Annotated in this window: 16 protein-coding genes and 1 tRNA gene; 8 read left to right on the forward strand and 9 right to left on the reverse strand. The window is 47.9% G+C overall.

The window, feature by feature from the left end:
* Positions 1 to 79: 79 nt before the first annotated feature.
* On the reverse strand, positions 80 to 1,870 hold the full coding sequence (locus RUMCAL_RS07720) for an ABC-F family ATP-binding cassette domain-containing protein (RefSeq protein WP_021682158.1): 1,791 nt from the start codon (positions 1,868 to 1,870) through the stop codon (positions 80 to 82).
* Positions 1,871 to 2,051: 181 nt separating this feature from the next.
* On the opposite strand from RUMCAL_RS07720, the gene RUMCAL_RS15505 reads away from it, so the two are divergent.
* The 3 genes from RUMCAL_RS15505 to RUMCAL_RS07730 are packed head-to-tail and all read left to right on the forward strand — an operon-like array spanning position 2,052 to position 6,437.
* Positions 2,052 to 2,219, forward strand: a complete 168-nt coding sequence (locus RUMCAL_RS15505; RefSeq protein WP_156902496.1) for a hypothetical protein — start codon at positions 2,052 to 2,054, stop codon at positions 2,217 to 2,219.
* A complete protein-coding gene (locus RUMCAL_RS07725; protein WP_021682161.1) occupies positions 2,197 to 4,176 on the forward strand; it encodes a DNA gyrase/topoisomerase IV subunit B in 1,980 nt (659 codons plus the stop codon). The genes RUMCAL_RS15505 and RUMCAL_RS07725 overlap by 23 nt, the downstream gene beginning before the upstream one ends.
* 14 nt (positions 4,177 to 4,190) lie before the next feature.
* The gene (locus RUMCAL_RS07730) at positions 4,191 to 6,437 is read left to right on the forward strand and encodes a DNA gyrase/topoisomerase IV subunit A (RefSeq protein WP_021682162.1); all 2,247 of its coding nucleotides are present in this window, start codon (positions 4,191 to 4,193) and stop codon (positions 6,435 to 6,437) included.
* 78 nt (positions 6,438 to 6,515) lie between these two features.
* Here RUMCAL_RS07730 and RUMCAL_RS14630 read toward each other — a convergent pair whose 3' ends face one another.
* Positions 6,516 to 9,074 carry a glycoside hydrolase family 44 protein gene (locus RUMCAL_RS14630; protein ID WP_051343736.1) on the reverse strand — a complete coding sequence of 853 codons (2,559 nt, stop codon included), beginning with the start codon at positions 9,072 to 9,074 and terminating at the stop codon, positions 6,516 to 6,518.
* 251 nt (positions 9,075 to 9,325) lie between these two features.
* On the opposite strand from RUMCAL_RS14630, the gene RUMCAL_RS07740 reads away from it, so the two are divergent.
* From RUMCAL_RS07740 to RUMCAL_RS07755, 4 genes are read left to right on the forward strand one after another with little or no spacing between them, the layout of a single operon-like run.
* Positions 9,326 to 10,561: an SGNH/GDSL hydrolase family protein gene (locus tag RUMCAL_RS07740; RefSeq protein ID WP_040647543.1), complete on the forward strand. Its 1,236-nt coding sequence runs from the start codon at positions 9,326 to 9,328 to the stop codon at positions 10,559 to 10,561.
* Between the two features lie 25 nt (positions 10,562 to 10,586).
* The gene (locus RUMCAL_RS07745; RefSeq protein WP_021682165.1) at positions 10,587 to 11,930 is read left to right on the forward strand and encodes an SGNH/GDSL hydrolase family protein; all 1,344 of its coding nucleotides are present in this window, start codon (positions 10,587 to 10,589) and stop codon (positions 11,928 to 11,930) included.
* A complete protein-coding gene (locus RUMCAL_RS07750) occupies positions 11,927 to 12,631 on the forward strand; it encodes an HAD family hydrolase (protein WP_021682166.1) in 705 nt (234 codons plus the stop codon). Before RUMCAL_RS07745 ends, RUMCAL_RS07750 begins: the two co-directional genes overlap by 4 nt.
* Positions 12,600 to 12,857, forward strand: coding sequence for a hypothetical protein (locus RUMCAL_RS07755; protein ID WP_021682167.1), 258 nt, complete (start codon positions 12,600 to 12,602; stop codon positions 12,855 to 12,857). Before RUMCAL_RS07750 ends, RUMCAL_RS07755 begins: the two co-directional genes overlap by 32 nt.
* Before the next feature lie 226 nt (positions 12,858 to 13,083).
* Here the strand turns inward: RUMCAL_RS07755 and RUMCAL_RS07760 are convergent, their stop codons facing one another.
* From RUMCAL_RS07760 to RUMCAL_RS07785, 6 genes are all read right to left on the reverse strand, one after another.
* Entirely contained in the window at positions 13,084 to 13,947 is an 864-nt protein-coding gene (locus RUMCAL_RS07760) for an SPL family radical SAM protein (protein ID WP_040647544.1), read from the reverse strand.
* Positions 13,948 to 13,949: 2 nt separating this feature from the next.
* On the reverse strand, positions 13,950 to 14,747 hold the full coding sequence (locus RUMCAL_RS07765; RefSeq protein ID WP_021682169.1) for a class I SAM-dependent methyltransferase: 798 nt from the start codon (positions 14,745 to 14,747) through the stop codon (positions 13,950 to 13,952).
* A 30-nt stretch (positions 14,748 to 14,777) separates the two neighbouring features.
* Positions 14,778 to 14,854: transfer RNA gene (locus tag RUMCAL_RS07770), tRNA-Arg, on the reverse strand.
* 149 nt (positions 14,855 to 15,003) lie between these two features.
* Positions 15,004 to 15,312, reverse strand: coding sequence for a hypothetical protein (locus RUMCAL_RS07775; RefSeq protein WP_147330033.1), 309 nt, complete (start codon positions 15,310 to 15,312; stop codon positions 15,004 to 15,006).
* A gap of 7 nt (positions 15,313 to 15,319) precedes the next feature.
* Positions 15,320 to 16,423, reverse strand: coding sequence for a stage II sporulation protein P (gene spoIIP / locus RUMCAL_RS07780; RefSeq protein ID WP_051343738.1), 1,104 nt, complete (start codon positions 16,421 to 16,423; stop codon positions 15,320 to 15,322).
* Positions 16,424 to 16,437: 14 nt separating this feature from the next.
* Positions 16,438 to 17,310: a polysaccharide deacetylase family protein gene (locus tag RUMCAL_RS07785; RefSeq protein WP_040647547.1), complete on the reverse strand. Its 873-nt coding sequence runs from the start codon at positions 17,308 to 17,310 to the stop codon at positions 16,438 to 16,440.
* A 119-nt stretch (positions 17,311 to 17,429) separates the two neighbouring features.
* Here RUMCAL_RS07785 and RUMCAL_RS07790 point away from each other — a divergent pair, with 119 nt between their 5' ends.
* Positions 17,430 to 18,254, forward strand: coding sequence for a Cof-type HAD-IIB family hydrolase (locus RUMCAL_RS07790; RefSeq protein ID WP_021682173.1), 825 nt, complete (start codon positions 17,430 to 17,432; stop codon positions 18,252 to 18,254).
* Here RUMCAL_RS07790 and RUMCAL_RS16250 read toward each other — a convergent pair.
* A partial coding sequence (locus RUMCAL_RS16250) for a hypothetical protein (RefSeq protein ID WP_207636449.1) occupies positions 18,196 to 18,396 on the reverse strand: 201 nt, incomplete at its 5' end. The genes RUMCAL_RS07790 and RUMCAL_RS16250 overlap by 59 nt on opposite strands.

Here is an 18,396-nt window from a genome sequence, read left to right on the forward strand (position 1 = left end):
AATCTCCCAACGTACAACATACAAATCCAGAATTCTTCGGCCCTGCGAAAAACAGAACACGCTCTTATTCTATCACATTTTACTCCATTTCCCCATTCGCAATCCGTTCCGCCAGATCATTCAAATACACCCAACGCTCCATTTTCTCTGCCAGAAGCACTTCCAGTTCTTCTTTCCGGTCAGACAATTCCTGCAGCTTCACATAATCCGACACACTCGCAGTAATCTCCGTTTCTGTCAGCCGAATCTGTTCTTCCAAATCGGCAATTTCATCATCAATGGTATCGTATTCCCGCTGCTCCTTGAAAGAAAACTTCAGCTTTTTCCTGCCGTTGAAAACGCGTTCTTTCTTTTCCGTTTGCTTTTTGGGCTTTTCTGTCGCATTTTCTGGCAGAGCCTTTTCCATGTAATCCTGATAATTGCCGTTGTAGCGGCGAACCTCACCGTTCCCCGTCAGTTCCCAGATTTCCGAAGCCATTTTATCTAAGAAATACCGGTCATGAGAAATCGCAAGAACAGCCCCTTGAAAACTGCGGAGATAGTCCTCCAAAATAGTAAGTGTTGCAATATCCAGATCATTGGTCGGCTCGTCCAGCAGCAACACATTTGGGGCAGTCATCAGCACTTTCAAAAGATAAAGCCGTTTCCGTTCACCGCCAGACAACTTTTCAATTCGATTCCACTGTAATTCTGAAGTAAAAAGGAATCGCTCCAGCATTGTCGCCGCAGTAACCGTGCCGTCCGGTGTTTGAATTCGCTCTGCAGTTCCCCGAATGTAATCAATGACTCGCTGGTTGGGATCCATGCTTTCACACTCTTGAGAAAAATAGCCAATGCGTACTGTATCACCGAGTTCAATAGAACCATTGTCCGGCGAGATTTGTCCGCAGAGCATCTTGATCAGCGTGGACTTTCCGGCACCATTTTGCCCAACAATGCCGATTCTGGCATCGCGTGGAAGTTGGTAGGAAAAATCATGAATCAGCATTCTGCCATTCACAGCCTTGGTGATTGCATGAATTTCCACAGTTTTCTTTCCCAGTCGAGAGGAAACCGATTGCAGCTGCATTTTTTCTGCTTCTGCTGGCTTCTCACGATTTTCCAATTCGTGAAACCGTGCGATCCGATCTTTAGATTTGGTGCCTCTTGCACGAACGCCGCGGCGAATCCATTCCAACTCCTGCCGATACAAAGAACGATTTTTTCGTTCCTTTGCTTCTGCGTCAACTTCCCGCTGTGCTTTCTGTTCCAGATACGTACTGTAATTTCCCTCATATTCAAAAATCTTTCCTCTGTCTACTTCAACGATTTTTCGGGTAATGCGGTTTAGAAAGTATCGGTCGTGGGTTACCATAACAATGGCACCCCGATATTTCAATAACTGTTCTTCCAGCAATCGAACCGTTTCGTTGTCAATATGGTTGGTCGGTTCGTCCAGCAGCAAAACATCGCTGGGCTGAATCAGAGCAGCAGCAATGCCGGCACGCCGCTTTTCGCCGCCGGACAATGTACTAATATCTCTGGTTTCGTCTGTAATGCCCAATTTTCCCAAAATCGACTTCGCTTCAAACGTCTTTGCCTCTTTAAGATCTGCCGGCAAATGCAGCATGACTTGTTCCAATACGCTGCCGTGCGGTTCAAACTCCGGAATTTGCGGCAGGTATGAGATGCGGATTCCGTTAGTGCGAATGACATTACCGCTGTCCGGCTCTTCGGCTCCGGCAAGGATTCGCAAAAGTGTAGACTTTCCGGTACCATTGATGCCGATAATCCCCACCTTATCACCCTCATTCAAAAAGAAGGAAACGTCGTCCAGTACTTTTCGTTCCATATATGTCTTGGCAATATTTTGTGCAGATAACAATATCATAGTTGCATAGCCTCTCTTTTTCAGTGTTCTTATTCTCTGCTATTATAGCAGAAATCCATGCAAAAATCAACGCATTTCTTTGAATTCCCATGACAACTGCACATAAAGCTGACAGAATACTGTCCAAATGAAATTCCTAGGCAGAACCACAAAAAAATCCGGCAATTCTGTGAGAGTTCTTATGCTGATTCTTTCAAAATTTCAGAAAAAGCTTGATTTTCCGTTAGTTTTGTGGTATGATAGAAATAATGCACTACAAGCGGAAACTTTTTCATGCAGAAAAACCGCTGAAAAAGCCGGAACTTTTCCGGTAGAAAGGAACGAACATGGCGAAAAAGCAATCTTATGATAATGAAAGTATCACGATGCTCAAAGGACCAGACAAGGTACGAAAACGCCCCGGTGTCATTTTTGGCTCTGACGGACTGGACGGCTGTGCCCATTCGGTTTTTGAAATCATTTCCAACTCTATCGATGAAGCACGTGCCGGATACGGCAGCAAGATCGTCGTGACACGCTATCAGGACAATTCCATTGAAGTGGAAGACTTCGGCAGAGGCTGTCCGGTAGATTTCAATAAAAACGAGAACCGCTATAACTGGGAACTGGTCTACTGTGAACTCTATGCAGGCGGTAAATACAACTCCAATGATGACAACTACGCGTATTCTCTGGGACTGAACGGTCTGGGACTTTGTGCCACACAGTTCGCTTCCTCTTACATGGACGTAGAGATCATTCGTGACGGCTTTCAGTACAACCTGCATTTCGAAAAGGGTGTCAATGTAGGCGGACTGCAAAAGAAGCCGACCAAGAAGAAGCAGACTGGCACACGAACTCACTGGCTGCCGGATCTGGACGTTTTTACAGAGATCGAAATACCAGATGATTATTTCTGTGACACTCTGCGGCGGCAGGCAGTTGTCAACCCGAACCTGTTGTTCCTCTACCGAAAAGAAGAAGCTGACGGCACTTTTACCGAACGACAGTATCTCTACGAAAATGGTATTGCAGACTATGTGCGGGAAATCGCCGGAGAAAACACACTGACTTCCGTACAGAACTGGAGCTGCCAGCGAGAGGGCCGTGACCGTGAGGATAAGCCGACCTATAAGGTGAAGCTGAATGTGGCTCTGACTTTTTCCAATCAGGTACAGCGACTGGAATACTATCACAATTCCAGCTGGCTGGAACACGGCGGCTCGCCGGATAAAGCTGTGCGGCAGGCACTGGTATCCCAGATCGATACCTATCTGCGACAGAATAACAAATACCTGAAAAGTGAAGCCAAACTGAAATTTGAGGACGTGGAATCCAGCCTGGTGCTGATTTCTTCCAGTTTTTCCACAGAAACCAGCTATGAGAACCAAACCAAAAAGGCGATCACCAATAAATTTATCTACGAAGCCATGACGGAATTCCTCAAGCATCAGCTGGAGATCTACTTTATTGAAAATCCGGACGAAGCAGAAAAAATTGCAGCACAGGTGCTGATCAATAAACGCAGCCGTGAAAATGCCGAAAAGACCCGTCTGAACCTCAAGAAAAAGCTGACCGGCAGCATTGACGTCACCAACATGATCCCGAAATTTGTAGACTGCCGGAGCAAAGATCTGTCCCGTCGGGAATTGTACATCGTGGAGGGTGACTCTGCATTGGGTTCCGTAAAAATGGCACGAGATGCAGAATTTCAGGCAGTCATTCCGGTTCGTGGCAAAATCCTGAACTGCCTGAAAGCAGACTACAACAAGATCTTCAAAAACGAGATCATTACTGATATTGTCAAGCTGCTGGGCTGCGGGGTAGAAGTTACTACCAAGGCAAACAAGGATATTTCCTCTTTCCATCTGGAAGGTCTTCGTTGGAATAAAATTGTCATCTGTACCGATGCCGATGTAGACGGTTTCCAGATTCGAACACTGATTCTCACTATGCTGTATCGTCTGACACCGACACTGATCGACAAAGGCTATGTGTATATCGCAGAATCTCCGCTGTTTGAAATCACAACCAAAAAGCGGACATACTTTGCCTATACCGAAAAGGAAAAAACAGAGATTCTAGCAACACTGGAAGGGGAGAAGTACACTCTCCAGCGTTCAAAAGGTCTGGGCGAGAACGAAGCAGACATGATGGCTCTGACAACCATGAATCCGGAAACACGCCGGCTGATTCAGGTGACTGCGGCAGGCATCGAAGAAACAGCAAAGATGTTCGACATTCTGCTGGGCGATGACCTGCAGGGGCGAAAAGACTTCATTGCAGAATACGGTAGCGAGTATCTGGAACTGGCGGACATTTCATAAAAGCGAGGGCAAAAATGGCACGAAAAAAGCAATCTGAAAAACCTAAGAAAAATGCAATTCCCAATGCCTATATTGCCGGTGCCGGCATTGTGGAAGAAGAAAAAATTACAGATACACTGGAAAAAAACTATATGCCCTACGCCATGAGCGTTATCATTTCCCGTGCACTGCCGGAGATCGACGGCTTCAAGCCTTCTCACCGGAAACTGCTGTACACCATGTATAAAATGGGACTGCTCACCGGCGGGCTGACCAAATCGGCAAACGTTGTAGGGCAGACCATGCGGCTGAATCCCCACGGTGACAGTGCCATCTATGAGACCATGGTGCGTCTGGCAAGAGGCAACGAGGCACTGCTGCACCCCTACGTGCAATCCAAGGGAAACTTCGGTAAGGCATATTCAAAAGATATGGCATACGCCGCCTCCCGTTATACGGAAGTCAAACTGGAACCGATTTGTAACGAACTGTTTCGGGATATTGACAAAGACACAGTAGACTTTGTTCCGAACTACGACAATACCATGCAGGAGCCGACACTGTTTCCGGCAACATTTCCCACCGTACTGGTCAATGCCAATGTAGGTATTGCCGTTTCCATGGCAAGCAGCGTCTGCCCGTTCAATCTGGCAGAAGTCTGCGAAACAACCATTGCCGTGCTGAAAAATCCGAAGCATGATATTCTGTCTACACTGAAAGGACCGGATTTTCCCGGCGGCGGCTTTCTGTTCTACAATGAAACAGAACTGCAAAAAATTTATGATACCGGTCGCGGCAGTGTAACTGTCCGTGCAAAATGGAACTACAACAAACAGGACAACTGTCTGGAAGTCACAGAAATCCCGTACAGCACCACCATTGAAGCAATCAAGGACAAGATCGTGGACTGCATCAAACAGGGCAAACTACGGGAAGTTTCTTACGTCCGCGACGAAACCGACATTGACGGCTTGAAGATTGCCATTGACTTAAAGCGTGGCTCTGATCCGGAAAAGGTCATGCAGAAGCTGTTCCGCATGACACCGCTGCAAGACAACTACTCCTGCAACTTCAATATTCTGGTCGGCGGAGCACCCCGCGTTATGGGCGTGCGAGAAATTCTGGAGGAATGGTCCGCATTCCGTCTGGAATGTGTCCGCCGCCGTCTGGTATTCGATCTCCAGAAAAAACAGGAAAAACTGCATCTGCTCCTTGGTCTGGAAAAAATCCTGCTGGACATTGATAAGGCAATTCGCATCGTGCGGGAAACCGTCGAAGAAGCAGATGTTGTACCAAATCTGATGATCGGCTTCGGCATTGATGAGATTCAGGCAGAATATGTGGCGGAGATCAAACTGCGGCACTTGAATCGGGAATACATTCTGAAACGCACGCAGGAGATCGACCAGTTGAAACAGGAAATTGCCGAACTGGAAGAAACCATTGCGGATCCGAAAAAGATGAAGAAAATCATCATTGCAGAGTTGAAAGAAACCGCAAAAAAATACGGACAGCCCCGAAAGACACTGTTCTATTATGCGTCTGACATCGAGGAAGAACCAGACGAAGAAGATATTCCCGATTATCCGGTACACCTGTTTCTGTCGCAGAGTGGTTACTTCAAAAAGATCACACCAGCTTCTCTCCGCATGAGCAGCGAACAAAAGCTGAAAGAGGAAGACCAGATCGTCTGTCATCTGGAAACCACCAACTGCATCGAACTGCTGTTTTTCACCAACCAACAGCAGGTTTACAAAACCAGAGCCAGCGACTTTACGGAAACCAAAGCCAGCGTCATGGGCGATTACATTCCGGCAAAACTGGGATTTGCTGACGGGGAATTCGTGGTGCAAATGATTGCCACCGCAGATTACCAAGGTGATCTGCTCTTTGTATTTGCCAACGGAAAGGCGGCCCGTGTACCGATGTCTGCCTACGCAACGAAAACCAACCGTAAGAAGCTGCAAAAGGCTTACAGCGACCGTTCGCCACTGGTACAAATTCTGCAAATTCCAAGCGGCGAGGAATCCTGCTCCGTCTTTTTCCGTACAGACGGCAATCGGGCAGTGCTGGCAGATACTGTACTGATTTCCGCAAAGTCCACCCGTGATACACAGGGCGTACAGGTAGTCACATTGAAAGCAAAACACCTTGTCTGCGAAGCACGTGTGCTGAACGAAGAAGAATGCATTGCACTGAAAAAATATCGTGTAAAAACCATTCCGGCAACTGGTGGCATGGCGAAAGATCTGCCGGAAAGCGGACAGCTTTCGCTTCTGTAAATATTGTTAAACGAATCCAAACAAAAAAGCCACTCCAAAATCGGAGTGGCTTTCGTTGTCATAAATATTTGCAGAGGCTTACTGTTCCGGCAACGTGTTGATGATATGCACCAAGAACCGCAGCAGGCAAATTGCATCATTGCTGTCCGTCTGTCCATCAGCGTTGCAGTCAGCATTGCCCTTTGCCTGTACATTCAGTTCTACCTGACCAGCAGTTGCCTTGTTCAGCAGCACCGCATCAGTAATATCCACTCTGCCATCCAGCGTAACATCGCCATACAAAACTGCGGACGGGTTCACCTGTTCAGAAGAAGTTGCAGCAGAGGTAGTTTCTGTTGCAGTCGTGGTTGTTTCTTCCGAGGACACAGCAGTGGTGTTGCTGCTTTCCGTCGAAGCAGCGGTACTCTCTGTAGTCAATGCTGTTTCTTCTGTAGAAGCAGTGGTTTCAGAAACAGTTTCCGAAGTGGATTCTGTCATCGTTGTTTCTGTTGTTGTGGTTGTTTCTGCCGGCGTTGTAGTCGTTTCGTCCGGTTTGTCATAATTGTATTCATACACCAATGTCACTGTATTAAATGTAGTAGAGATATCTTCGCCGTTTTTGGAATCGTTTTCGGAAGAAGCCCACCAGTTCTGTAATTCTGCACTTTCATCATTGCAGGAACCAGTAATATTTTCACTCTTGCCGTCACTCAAAGAAATAGTAAACTGATCGTCAAAAGGAACTGTTATATCACTTGTGCCCAGACGGTATTGGAAAGACTTGTTTCCCCAAACGCCAGCAGAGGAGGAACCCTTTTTCACGACTTCGTTAAAGCAGAGAGCTCCGCCGCCGACAGCCCACGAAGATCCGGCATTCGAAGATACAGTAGCGTTCACAATAATTTCTTTCAGGTGTTCCTTGTCACCCAGCGGAATCATCGGATTGCCTGCGGTATTTGTCGACAAATCGCTGATATTGTAAGTGGTTTTTTTGATTTCAACATTCGGTTTTTCCGGAATTGTCACATTGGTCTTTTCGTCAGAAATCACCACTTGAGCCACAGACAACGGCGGCAGTTCTACAGTTACCTGATTGCCGGAAACATCATTCTGCACATCCAGAATCTGAATATCGCTGCTGTCCTGTGTGATAGCATAGACAACAGCACTCTGATAGTCAGTGTCTGTGCCTTCCAGAGAAATAACCGCTTTTTCTGTATTTTCCTTATCCTTGTTGGAAATCACTGTAGTCACTTCACTGTCATCAGAGCCATCAATTGCCGCAAAGATTGCCGCCTTAGACAGGTCAGCAGAGGAAGACTCCACAAGGGTATCCCCGAATGCACCGCCATTGCCGTCATAGTTAGTGTAAAGGTTGATCGCACTGGTCACATACGGACAAAGAGAAAGCGTTCCCCAATAGGTTGCCAGATATACGCCCTGATCGGCAAAAGCCCCCAACGCTTCAGTTTCTGCAATGGCAGAAATTACAGATTTTCCAGTTGTAGATTCCTTGCTGATGTTTGCCAGATTGTACTCCGTCAGTGCCAGCTTGGTACCCGGATAGTACTTGTCAATAGACTCCTGCATTCTGGTGAGGAACGGGAACGAACCCCCAAACCACTGTGTCAGCCAGCTGTTTTCCTTGTAATTCGGATCGTACAGGCTTCTCGCTGCCTGCAAAATGCCGTCATCTGTTTCGCAGTCCTGTGCATAGTAGTGAACATCAACTACATCTAACAGTCGTTTGCCGTTTTCCTGCTCTGCATCTGCCATTTGTTTCAGGTAGTAATCCATATACCACGAATACTGTCCTTTGACAGCTTCCCAATCCGAATCCTTGAAGTTGTCGCCGCTTCCTGCCTGTACGCAGGGGAGAATGCCCCAGAATGCCGGACCGTAAATTTCTGCGTTCGGATCAAGATCCTTTACCACCTTTGCCAGAGCAACCGACTTGGAGATCAGTTCGCTGTTGGAAACTTCGTCCTTGTGCAGCAGGGGGTGTGTATCATTCCAGAGTACCGGTTCATTGTCCAGATTATAGCCCTGAATACCGGTAGAAGTTGTAGAATCCCCCAGATTATTGATCAGATAATTGACATACTCGTCCATGTATACCGTGTCGTCCGTCAGATCCGGCGTGTCAGACAGTGCACCGTCTTTCTGAAATTCCACCTTATTCCAACGAGAGGACGGTGCTACTTCCGAAGCTGCCACAGTTCCATTTTTATCTGCGGAAGCATAACCCGCCATTTGCAGCGTTGCCATTTTGTAGTCTACGTTGTTTTCAGCAGCTTCCTTCGACAGTCGGCGTGCCTGATATGCCGGACCGTCTGTTACATCTCCCATGTTTGTGTCAGAACTATCGTTCCAGTCCCGACCGGCATTGGAATAATTATTTTCCCAGTTGTAGCCAGTAAAACGATTGCCGCCCTGCCGCAGCGAATGCGTTGTCACTTTTTTCAAACTGGTTGAATTTCCGGCTTCGTTCACACCGTAGATATACGGGCTGATTGCTTTCTTTTCACCGTTCAATTTGATGTTCAACTGCATTTCATAATTTCCAGCAGCCGAAGCGGACAAAATTGCCGGCACTTGTGCGGCACAGGAAAGGGCAAGAATGCTTGCCGTAATTCCCGCAAAGATGCGTTTTTTCATTTCAATTCTCCTTTTTTCAGTTGTGGCATACATCTTTCATGCCAGTTTTCTCACGAACATTTTTATTATAGCACATTCTTGCTCTACAATCAAGCGTTTCATATAAAAAATTCTAACAGCACTGCAATTTTATTGTGCATAAATTTACTTTGAAAAACAAATTTGCAAAAAGAAAAAGCATAAAATTGTCCTTGACAAAAGAAAATTGCCGTGCTACAATGAGTCAAGATGAAAAAGACAGGAGGCGTTGTATGAAAAGAATCCAACGGAAACAAATTTTGGCACTCCTGACAACGGCAGCATTGACCATAGCTTTTGCAGGCTGCGGCACATCAAATACGCCAACAGAAGAAAGTGCCGAAACTACTTCAACAGCAGATCAGGAACTTTCTCTGCTGGATACTTACGTGTCCAATACCGTGATTTCTACCGGCAGCAATACCGTTATCAAAAACGCAGAACATGTGACCTATCGGGCATGGTTTCCGGTAGAAGCGGCAGGGGAATATGACTACCGGTTTTACTTTTCCAATACGGTAGATTCCACATGGGGTGACGGCAGCGAAAGTCATGTGGGCATGTCCGGCGGCAGCTACACCATTGAAAAGGCAACTGTCTATGACGGCGGCACGGAATTCGATGCCAACGTGGAACCAATAGTTTCCGCAGCCGTGACCTTTTCCGGCAGTGCCGCCAAAGAAGTCGCTCCGGACGAAACTTTCTGGAGCGATCCTGTAACGCTGAACGTACCGGAAGGGCACTATCTGCTGTGGGAATGGACAGTCAATGGAACAAATATTCCGGCAATTGCCATGTCTAACCTGACCTATGCCTATGCAGATAAAGGGGACGGAAAGGGATTCCTCTACACCAATGAAATTCCTGTGCCCCAGCTTGTGGGCTGTGACCGAAAAGTCAAGACCCGAATTGTCACGCTGGGGGACTCTGTCACACAGGGCTGTCAGACTTCCGAATTCGGGTATCAGTTCTGGGCAGCCCAGCTGCTGGATCAGTTGGGTACAGAAGATTACAGCCTGTGGAATCTGGGAATCGGCTATGCCCGTGCCTCTGACTGTGCTCGGCAGGGCAACTGGCTGAATCGTGCTGTTGCCGGTGCAGATCTGATTACCGTGGCATTCGGCACCAACGACATCATCAGCGGACCTTATGGCGGCACCGGTCATGCCACACCGGAAGAAATCGAAGCAGATGTCCGGAAGATCACTAAAACTTGTACCGATGCCGGCATTCGCACGATTTTGTGGAACTCTCCGCCGTTTGACATGACACCAGAATTGGATGGAATTCGAACTGCCTATAACGAAACGGTGGAGGGCATTGCCAAGGACAACGGAGCGACTTATTTTGATGTTGCCTCCCTGTTGGCAAACCCGTCAGATGCTTCAAAAACCGTTTACGGACAACACCCGAATGACGAGGGCGGCACTGTAATCACAGATGCTCTTGTCAAATTGATTCAGGAATAAGGAATTACATGAAAGGAAGAATAAAATGATGAAACAAAAAATACTTGCCGTTTTAACAAGCCTTTGTATCGGCGTACTGCCCCTTGCAGCCGGTATGGCAGCTGCACCGGTTGCCGCAGAAGACACTACAGAACCGGTACGGATTCTGGCAATGGGAGACTCCATTACAGACGGCTATATCAACGGGGACAACGGCTATCGGAAATACTTTTGCTACGAAATGCAGCAAAAAGGATTTACCAATTTTGATATGGTGGGACCGAAAAACAGCTGGTCTGATTCCGTTTCCTACACCACCTCTGACGGCGTAACATTCCAATATGATCCCGCCCATGCCGGCTACAGCGGCTATGCCATTGAGAAAATCGGAAGTCGGCAGGGACTGTATGAAACTATTTTTGACACAACCTATTACAATAACAATGTCACAGGCAATATGATCGAAGCATACGATCCGGATATTGTCCTGCTGCAAATCGGCACCAATGATCTGCTGGACAACCAGAATGCCGGCATTACAGACCGTCTGGAAAAACTGGTAGACAAGCTGCTGGACAGCATAGACAGCGACAGCATGCTGTTCGTGGCATCAGTACCGGATATTGACGTATCAGTCAAGCACGACTGGCTCTGGGCATATCAGTCCAGCGGCTATTCCTATGAAAACAATCCGGAAGAATTCACAGCACTGGTAGAGCAGAGCGTAGACAACTACAATGCCTCTGTCAAAGAACTGGTAGAGAAAAAGCAGGCTGTCGGAGCACGAATTCGGTTTGCAGACATCAACAGCGTTGTAGATATGAAAACGGGATTAGAGGACGGCGTACACCCCAATGAAGCCGGCTACGCCTGCATGGGAAAATACTGGTCGGAGCAGGTATCTGCTTACCTGAACGGTACAACACCCACACCGACACCTGCAACAACGACAGAAGTGACTACCGCTACCGAAGCCACCACAACAACTGCAATTGAAACAACTACGACTTCTACAGAAGCAACAACAGAAACAACCGTTTCGACCACAACAGAAGCAACTACCACTTCTACAGAAACCTCTGCAACAGAATCGTCAGAAGAAACTACTACAGAAACAACAACAGCTTCGTCTTCTGTCAGCGAAAGTGACACAACCACATCAACCACAGAAACTTCTGCACAGCCGACATGGCAGAAGGGTGATGTCACACTGGACGGTACCGTCAACATCGCCGATGCCGTTCGCCTGTGCCGTTATCTGCTGGGCAGCGAAACCATTTCCCAGCAGGCATATCAGTGTGCTGACGTGTACACGGATTCCATGGTAAATGGTTTCGACTTGGCAGCCCTGCGGCAGATGCTGACCAATGCAGGAGGACAGAACCAGTGAGCACCATTCGCGGATTGATTTTTGATATGGACGGCGTATTGCTGGATACGGAAAAAATCTATTTCCGCTGCTGGCTGCAAAGTGCCAAGGAACTGGGGTATCCCATGTCTGAAGAAGCCGCCCTGCATGTCCGAAGCTGCTGTGCCGCCCACGCCCAACCTTATTTCCGGCAGCTTTACGGAGAAAACTTTGACTATTTCAAAGTACGTGACCGCCGGCGGGAACTGGTTTCCCAATATATTGCAGAGCACGGCGTAGAACAGAAATCCGGCATTACAGAATTGCTGCAATTCTGCCGTGAATCCGGACTGCCTTATGCCATTGCCACCGCCACCTCCAAAGAACTGGCAGAACAGCGGCTGGAACTGGCTGGACTGGCTGGACAGTTTCCGCAAATTGTCGGCGGTGATCAGGTGCTTCACGGCAAGCCGGATCCGGACATCTATCTGGTGGCGGCAGAGGCTCTGCACTTGCCGCCGGAACAGTGCGTGGCAATTGAGGATTCGCCCAACGGCGTTACCGCAGGACTGTCTGCACACTGTAATGTGATTCTGGTTCCCGACCTGACACCGCCGGAAGCAGGGGACAGGGAACGCTTGTTTGGCATCGCCGAAAATTTAAAAGAAGTCATTCCGCTGCTTCAGGCGGCTGGCATAGGAGAAAAAGAACATGCGAAAAAATCCTGCATCGGAAGTCTATGACATTCCACAGTACACCTATTTTGAATTCGGAAACACCTTTACCGGCAGCTACGGCAAGCTTAGCTATAAGATCATACCGGGGGAGAACTTCACCGTGCAGATCTGGCACAGCCGTCTTTGTTCGGAACTGGCAGACATCGAGGAGGAACAGACGTATCCCATGACAGAAGACGGGTTCCACGAAATGCTGCGTTGGCTGGAAACGAAAGCACCTACCGGAAAATAACAACAAAAATCGTCCTGAAGAAAGTCTGTTTCTTCAGGACAATTTTACTTTTATGATGACAGTGAATTTTTTTGTGAATCATTTATCTTTTACATAGTATACTAATTTTATTTGATTGAGAACATATAAAATTAGGGCAATACTGAATAAAGCTCGTGTAACCAGATTGCGTGCAAAGCCGTCAGACGGGCTTTATGCAGCGTTTTCTTAGCGTTCACACAACACACTAAAACAAAGACAACTGCCGATGACATTCCGGAAATTCCCGCAAGTAGGCGAAAATTTGATTTGGTTCATACATGACATCATACTTGGCACAAGACTCGCGGAAAATTGTCATGAGCCGTGCCTGATTGGGACTGGAGCACTCATAAGCATTTCCAAACCGACGTATGTACTGCTCTTTCATGCCGGGGAAATGCTTGTCCAACTGTGCATAAAAGAATTCCCGATCGCCTTCCCGCAGAGTAACGCCCATACCGAAACAGCAAATGCCTTTTACACCAGCATCAAAACAGTATTCCAGAATGCCGCGGAGATTTTGCTCTGTATCATTTAAAAACGGCAAAATCGGCGTGAGCCATACCACCGTTGGAATTCCATTTGCCTGCATAATCTTCAGCACTTCATACCGCCGTCTAGTGGTGCAGACATGGGGTTCCAGAATGCGACAGAGCGTTTCGTTCCACGTGGTCAACGTCATCTGCACCACACACTTTGCATTCTGCTGAATCTTTTGCAGCAGATCCAGATCTCTTAAAACGCGATCCGACTTCGTCAATACCGTTGCACCAAATCCATATTTTGCAATCAACTCCAGGCATTGCCGTGTCAGCCCCAGCTGTTCTTCGCAGTGTAAATACGGATCGCTCATGGCACCGGTTCCGATCATGCAGAGCCGCCGCTTTCTCCGCAAAGCTTCCTCCAGCAACTGTGGAGCGTTTTCTTTCACTGCCACATCTTCAAAATCGTGTCCCATTTGATAGCATGCCGAACGACTGTCGCAATAGATGCAGCCGTGTGTGCAACCACGATACAGATTCATACCATTTGTGGCAGATAAGATGTTTTTTGCTTGTATCCGATGCATGTTTACTTCTTTCGCAGTTCCGCAATTGCCGCATAATGCCGTACCAAAAATGTCTCCGGTGCAATACGCTCCAACAACTGCAAATGTTCTTTTTCCCATGCCGCAATTTCTTCCGGCGTCAGCGAAGCTCCGATACCGCGGCAAGCTTTCATACGACCGTTCCAGCTGGTACGGGTAAAGGACACGTCCAATTCGTATTCCTCGTGATAGGTCAGATCAAAATATTCCAACAGTTCCGGTGCAACGGAAATCGGGTGCTTGGTTTCTCCTGCTCCACTCCATTTTGGATTATACTGCAACACCAGTTTTTCGCTGGCTTCAGCAATCTTGTCCGAATATGGCAGCCATTCCATGCAGAGCAGCAACAGTTCCCCATGCGGCTTCAGAAGCCTTGCAAATACCGGAGCCGCCTTTTGATTGTCAAAGTACCAGTAGCACTGACAGGCAGTAATGCAGTCAAACTGCTTTCCGGCAAAGTCCAGTTCCTCCGCCGGCGAAACAAGATAGGAGATTTCCATACCCGCCGAAAGCCGTTTTGCCTCTGCGATCTGATTTGGAGCAATATCGATGCCTGTCCAATGTGCCCCGAACCGGTACATATTTCGGGGCAGAACGCCCGTTCCTGTTCCGATGTCCAACACTTCCTGTCCGGCAGTGCCGCAATTTCTCTCCACTATTTTCTGATAAAATAACGGGGGATAGATGTCCCGAAACTTTCCGTAATCTTGAGAAGTCTTTCCCCAGTCGAACGCGTTGCCGCTGCATAAAACGCACTCCTTTCCGCACGCTGATAAAAACAAAACCCACCTAAAGTAAAACCTTAGGTGGGTTGGTACGCCTGATGCGATTCGAACGCACGACCTTCAGAGTCGGAGTCTGACACTCTATCCAGCTGAGCTACAGGCGCATATCGGAAAAACATCATCAGAATCATATCTGTCTTGTCTGACGACTTATTTAGTATAGCACATTCTCAGGATAAATGCAAGAGGTTCTGCGGAAATATCCGAGATGTTCACAGAAAATTTTCAGAGAATCTGGAAACGCAGTGATCCCTTACCAGTCTGTCAGCAGCTGCCAAAGCAGTACCGCACCATTTCCGGCAGTGTCCGGCAGTGCTGCCAGCCAGAGCCACTGAGAATCCAACCGCGGCAGTTCCCAACGATACTCCTGTGCCGCAAGACAAAGTGATGCCGTCTGGTTCGGCTGTATGGTCAATTGTGCCATAGCGGCGGGAGTATGGGTCATACGGTTTTGTGAACGTGTCTGCACAGTCAGATATGCCCAGAAAAACCCGCAGAGCAATCCGTAAAGACACAGCCCTTGCAAAAGCCGCCTCCAACGGCGGCGATGAGTTTGTTTCATGTTGCTTTTATTCCTTTTTCAATTTCAAAAGTGTTTGAGCCAGAGCCTTTCCCACCAGTTCACCGGCATACTGTGCCTGCTCCAGTGTGTTTCCGTGAGTGCCGATTTCCAGCAGCAGACTGCCCGTAGTCAGATCCTGATTATAGTGCCGGTAATCAAACAGAATTGGTCTGGTCAGTCCTGCATACATGCCTTCCATATTTTCTTGTAACCGACAGGCAAAGTGATAATTCTGCATGTAGTTTGGCATGTTCATCGTACCGTCATCACACCCCGAAATAATCATCACTTGTGCAGATTCTTTGCCGTTGATTTCCACAACCGGCTGTATCAGCGTGTTATCCTTTTGAATCGCGTCCCGATGAATGTCCAGCACCACCCGAATAGACGGATACTGCTGTAAAATCTGTCTGACTGTTTCAGCACTGCGGTCATAGGAACCGTTGTAGGAAGGGTAGTCGTGAATGGTCGTATTGTGGATCACGCCAATGCCGGCAGCCTCCAGCTGTGCAGTAATAGCATCTCCAACCGACACCATATTATACGCCGGATCTGTTGTCCGATAGTTGAACGCCGGATCAAAATTTTGCCGCACATACGGTTCAAAAGATTCTGTCGTGTGCGTATGCATAATCAACACCTGCGGTTCGCCGCTGGTTTCGATCGTGAATGCCGGTGCTGCCGTACTCTCTGCAATCAGCGTATTGTTGGGAATGCTGGTTTTGTTCTGTACCTGCCCCGCGGAAAACAAACTGAAAAACCGTGTGCCGGAATACGTGCCATAACTGGTACGCTGCACACTGGTGTCTGAACTAAGATTCCAGCTTTCCGGATACGGCTTTTCTCCGGCATCTGCGGAGGCTTTTTGTTCCGGCAGTTCCGCCGAAATTTCTGCTGCTACTGGTGCGGTTTCTTCCTCCCAGCCATAGCCGTCGGAAAACACATTCCATGAAACAGACTGTGCAGCACCCTCTTTTTCGGCATAGGCATGTGCGGCAGACTTATTTTGTGCATCATTATCTTTTTGCAGAACCGCAGCAGTCGGCAGAATCACCATTGCCGCCAGAAAGCAAGTCAGCGTCCACCGCCTTTTATGAAACCGTCTGTGCATAATGAAAGACCTCCCTATTTTTCGTCCGGCAGAATCTGCCTCATAATTTCCGCAGTACTACAATTTCCAAATCGGTTGTAACGGTTGATGCCATATAGACACGCTGGATTTCTGGTAATGAAGTTCGGCTTTTCCAGACAAGTCAGCGTAATCTGAAAGCCCAGTTCTTCCAGCACCAGTTTACTCTCCGGACAGACAAATCCATAGGGATAGGCAAACACTGTAGGCTGTATGTGTAGATTTTCCTGAAATTCCGTTTGCAGCATGGAAAGATCTGTATACAGTGCTTCGTGATAGGCTTCCTCCGTTTCCTGTTCCATTTTGGCACAGCCCCTGCGGGTGCCATTTTCATGCATGTCATAGGTGTGACTTCCGAGAGTGATCCGTCCGGAATCTTCTAACTGCTGCATATCTTCCCACGTCAGATAGGAATATATATCGTTGTGAGGAGCGTCCGGAGCATAGACATCTGCAAAACTGCCCACAACGGAAATCACCGCACACATATCATACTTTTCCAACAACGGCAGTGCCAGACTAAGGTTGTTATATAAGCCGTCGTCAAATGTCAGCAGCACCGGCTTCTCCGGCAAGTCACCAGTACCCTCTGTATAGGCGATCAATTCTTCCGGAGATACTGCTGTGTAGTGATGCTCCTGTAAATATTGCAGATCGGATTCCAGCGTTTCCGGAGAAATGCAATACTGGGTTTCCGGCACTGGTGCAATGCTGTGGTACATCAGCACCGGCAGGGAAACACCGCCGGCACTGTCCACCGCCGCAAAGTGTTGTCTGCCTGCCCGCGTCAGGAGAATTGCTGCAAGCACCAGTGCCATATCAAAGGCAATATATCGAAGCAGTTTTCGCAAATTCCAGCTGTGGTACATAGTTCTTCCCTCCATTTTCCGATTTCATGCAGTACCGGCATGTGTTCATGTGCAATACATAATCGTGTGGTATACTATATGAAGGGTTTTTCCCAAAAATAACAGAGAGAGGTTTTTTCATGGTACAAATGATTGCACTGGACTTGGACGGCACACTGCTCCAGCCGGACAGCACCCTGTCTGCTGCCGCGGAAGATGCTCTGACAAAGGCAATTTCGCAGGGCATCTGCATTGTTGTAGCGAGTGGGCGTGCCTTTACAGCACTGCCGGAAAAAATCCGTCATTTTGCTGGCATTCGTTATGCCGTCACATCCAACGGAGCAGCGGTTTCCGAATTGCCTGCCGGAAAACTGCTGTGTGCATGGACATTGCCGGAGCAGGCAGTTCTGGATCTGCTGAAAATGCAGCAAGCGGCAGGAACTTTTCTGATAGAAGCCGGCATAGGCGGACAGATGTACGCACCGGAAGAATATCTGAACAATCCGGAAAAGTACCGGCAGGCGGCACCGCTGCAAGCATATTTAAAACGAACACGAAAACCAGTAGCCGATATGACAGCGTTTTTGCTGGAACATCAACATGAAATAGACTGCATCGATTTGATTTGTCCGGAATGTGCAGAAAAAGACCGGCTTCGTGTACAGGTGCAACAGGAAATCGCTGATATTTACGTAACATCTTCCACACCGGAATTGGTGGAAATCGCCCATGCAGAAGCAGGGAAAGCCAATGGGCTGCGGTTTCTGTCAGAACAAACCGGCATACCGGCAGAAAATATTCTGGCATTTGGCAATGCGGACAATGATGCAGAAATGCTTGCCTATGCCGGAATCGGTGTCGCAGTGGCAAACGCTTCCGATGCCTGCAAACAAGCAGCAGACCGAATCACCTTATCGCACACAGAAGACGGCGTTGCAAAGACAATTCTGGAATATTTGCATTGATTTTTGCAAGGAAAAGATTGACTTTTTGCCAGAATTCTTTTATAATAGAAGAAATGCTGTATGAAGCGGTTAAGAAAACAGCTCTTTCCAGCAATTCCGTATATATACCGGCAATACCGCACAAAGAGCGTCTGGCGACTTT

Source organism: Ruminococcus callidus ATCC 27760 (genome assembly GCF_000468015.1).
Taxonomy (GTDB): domain Bacteria; phylum Bacillota; class Clostridia; order Oscillospirales; family Ruminococcaceae; genus Ruminococcus_C; species Ruminococcus_C callidus.

Excerpts from the sequence above, each read along its gene's own strand:
- RUMCAL_RS07720 (WP_021682158.1), bottom strand. The coding sequence starts at position 1,870 with ATGATATTGTTATCTGCACAAAATATTGCCAAGACATATATGGAACGA.
- RUMCAL_RS15505 (WP_156902496.1), top strand. The coding sequence starts at position 2,052 with ATGCTGATTCTTTCAAAATTTCAGAAAAAGCTTGATTTTCCGTTAGTT.
- RUMCAL_RS07725 (WP_021682161.1), top strand. The coding sequence starts at position 2,197 with ATGGCGAAAAAGCAATCTTATGATAATGAAAGTATCACGATGCTCAAA.
- RUMCAL_RS07730 (WP_021682162.1), top strand. The coding sequence starts at position 4,191 with ATGGCACGAAAAAAGCAATCTGAAAAACCTAAGAAAAATGCAATTCCC.
- RUMCAL_RS14630 (WP_051343736.1), bottom strand. The coding sequence starts at position 9,074 with ATGAAAAAACGCATCTTTGCGGGAATTACGGCAAGCATTCTTGCCCTT.
- RUMCAL_RS07740 (WP_040647543.1), top strand. The coding sequence starts at position 9,326 with ATGAAAAGAATCCAACGGAAACAAATTTTGGCACTCCTGACAACGGCA.
- RUMCAL_RS07745 (WP_021682165.1), top strand. The coding sequence starts at position 10,587 with ATGATGAAACAAAAAATACTTGCCGTTTTAACAAGCCTTTGTATCGGC.
- RUMCAL_RS07755 (WP_021682167.1), top strand. The coding sequence starts at position 12,600 with ATGCGAAAAAATCCTGCATCGGAAGTCTATGACATTCCACAGTACACC.
- RUMCAL_RS07760 (WP_040647544.1), bottom strand. The coding sequence starts at position 13,947 with ATGCATCGGATACAAGCAAAAAACATCTTATCTGCCACAAATGGTATG.
- RUMCAL_RS07775 (WP_147330033.1), bottom strand. The coding sequence starts at position 15,312 with ATGAAACAAACTCATCGCCGCCGTTGGAGGCGGCTTTTGCAAGGGCTG.
- spoIIP (WP_051343738.1), bottom strand. The coding sequence starts at position 16,423 with ATGCACAGACGGTTTCATAAAAGGCGGTGGACGCTGACTTGCTTTCTG.
- RUMCAL_RS07785 (WP_040647547.1), bottom strand. The coding sequence starts at position 17,310 with ATGTACCACAGCTGGAATTTGCGAAAACTGCTTCGATATATTGCCTTT.
- RUMCAL_RS07790 (WP_021682173.1), top strand. The coding sequence starts at position 17,430 with ATGGTACAAATGATTGCACTGGACTTGGACGGCACACTGCTCCAGCCG.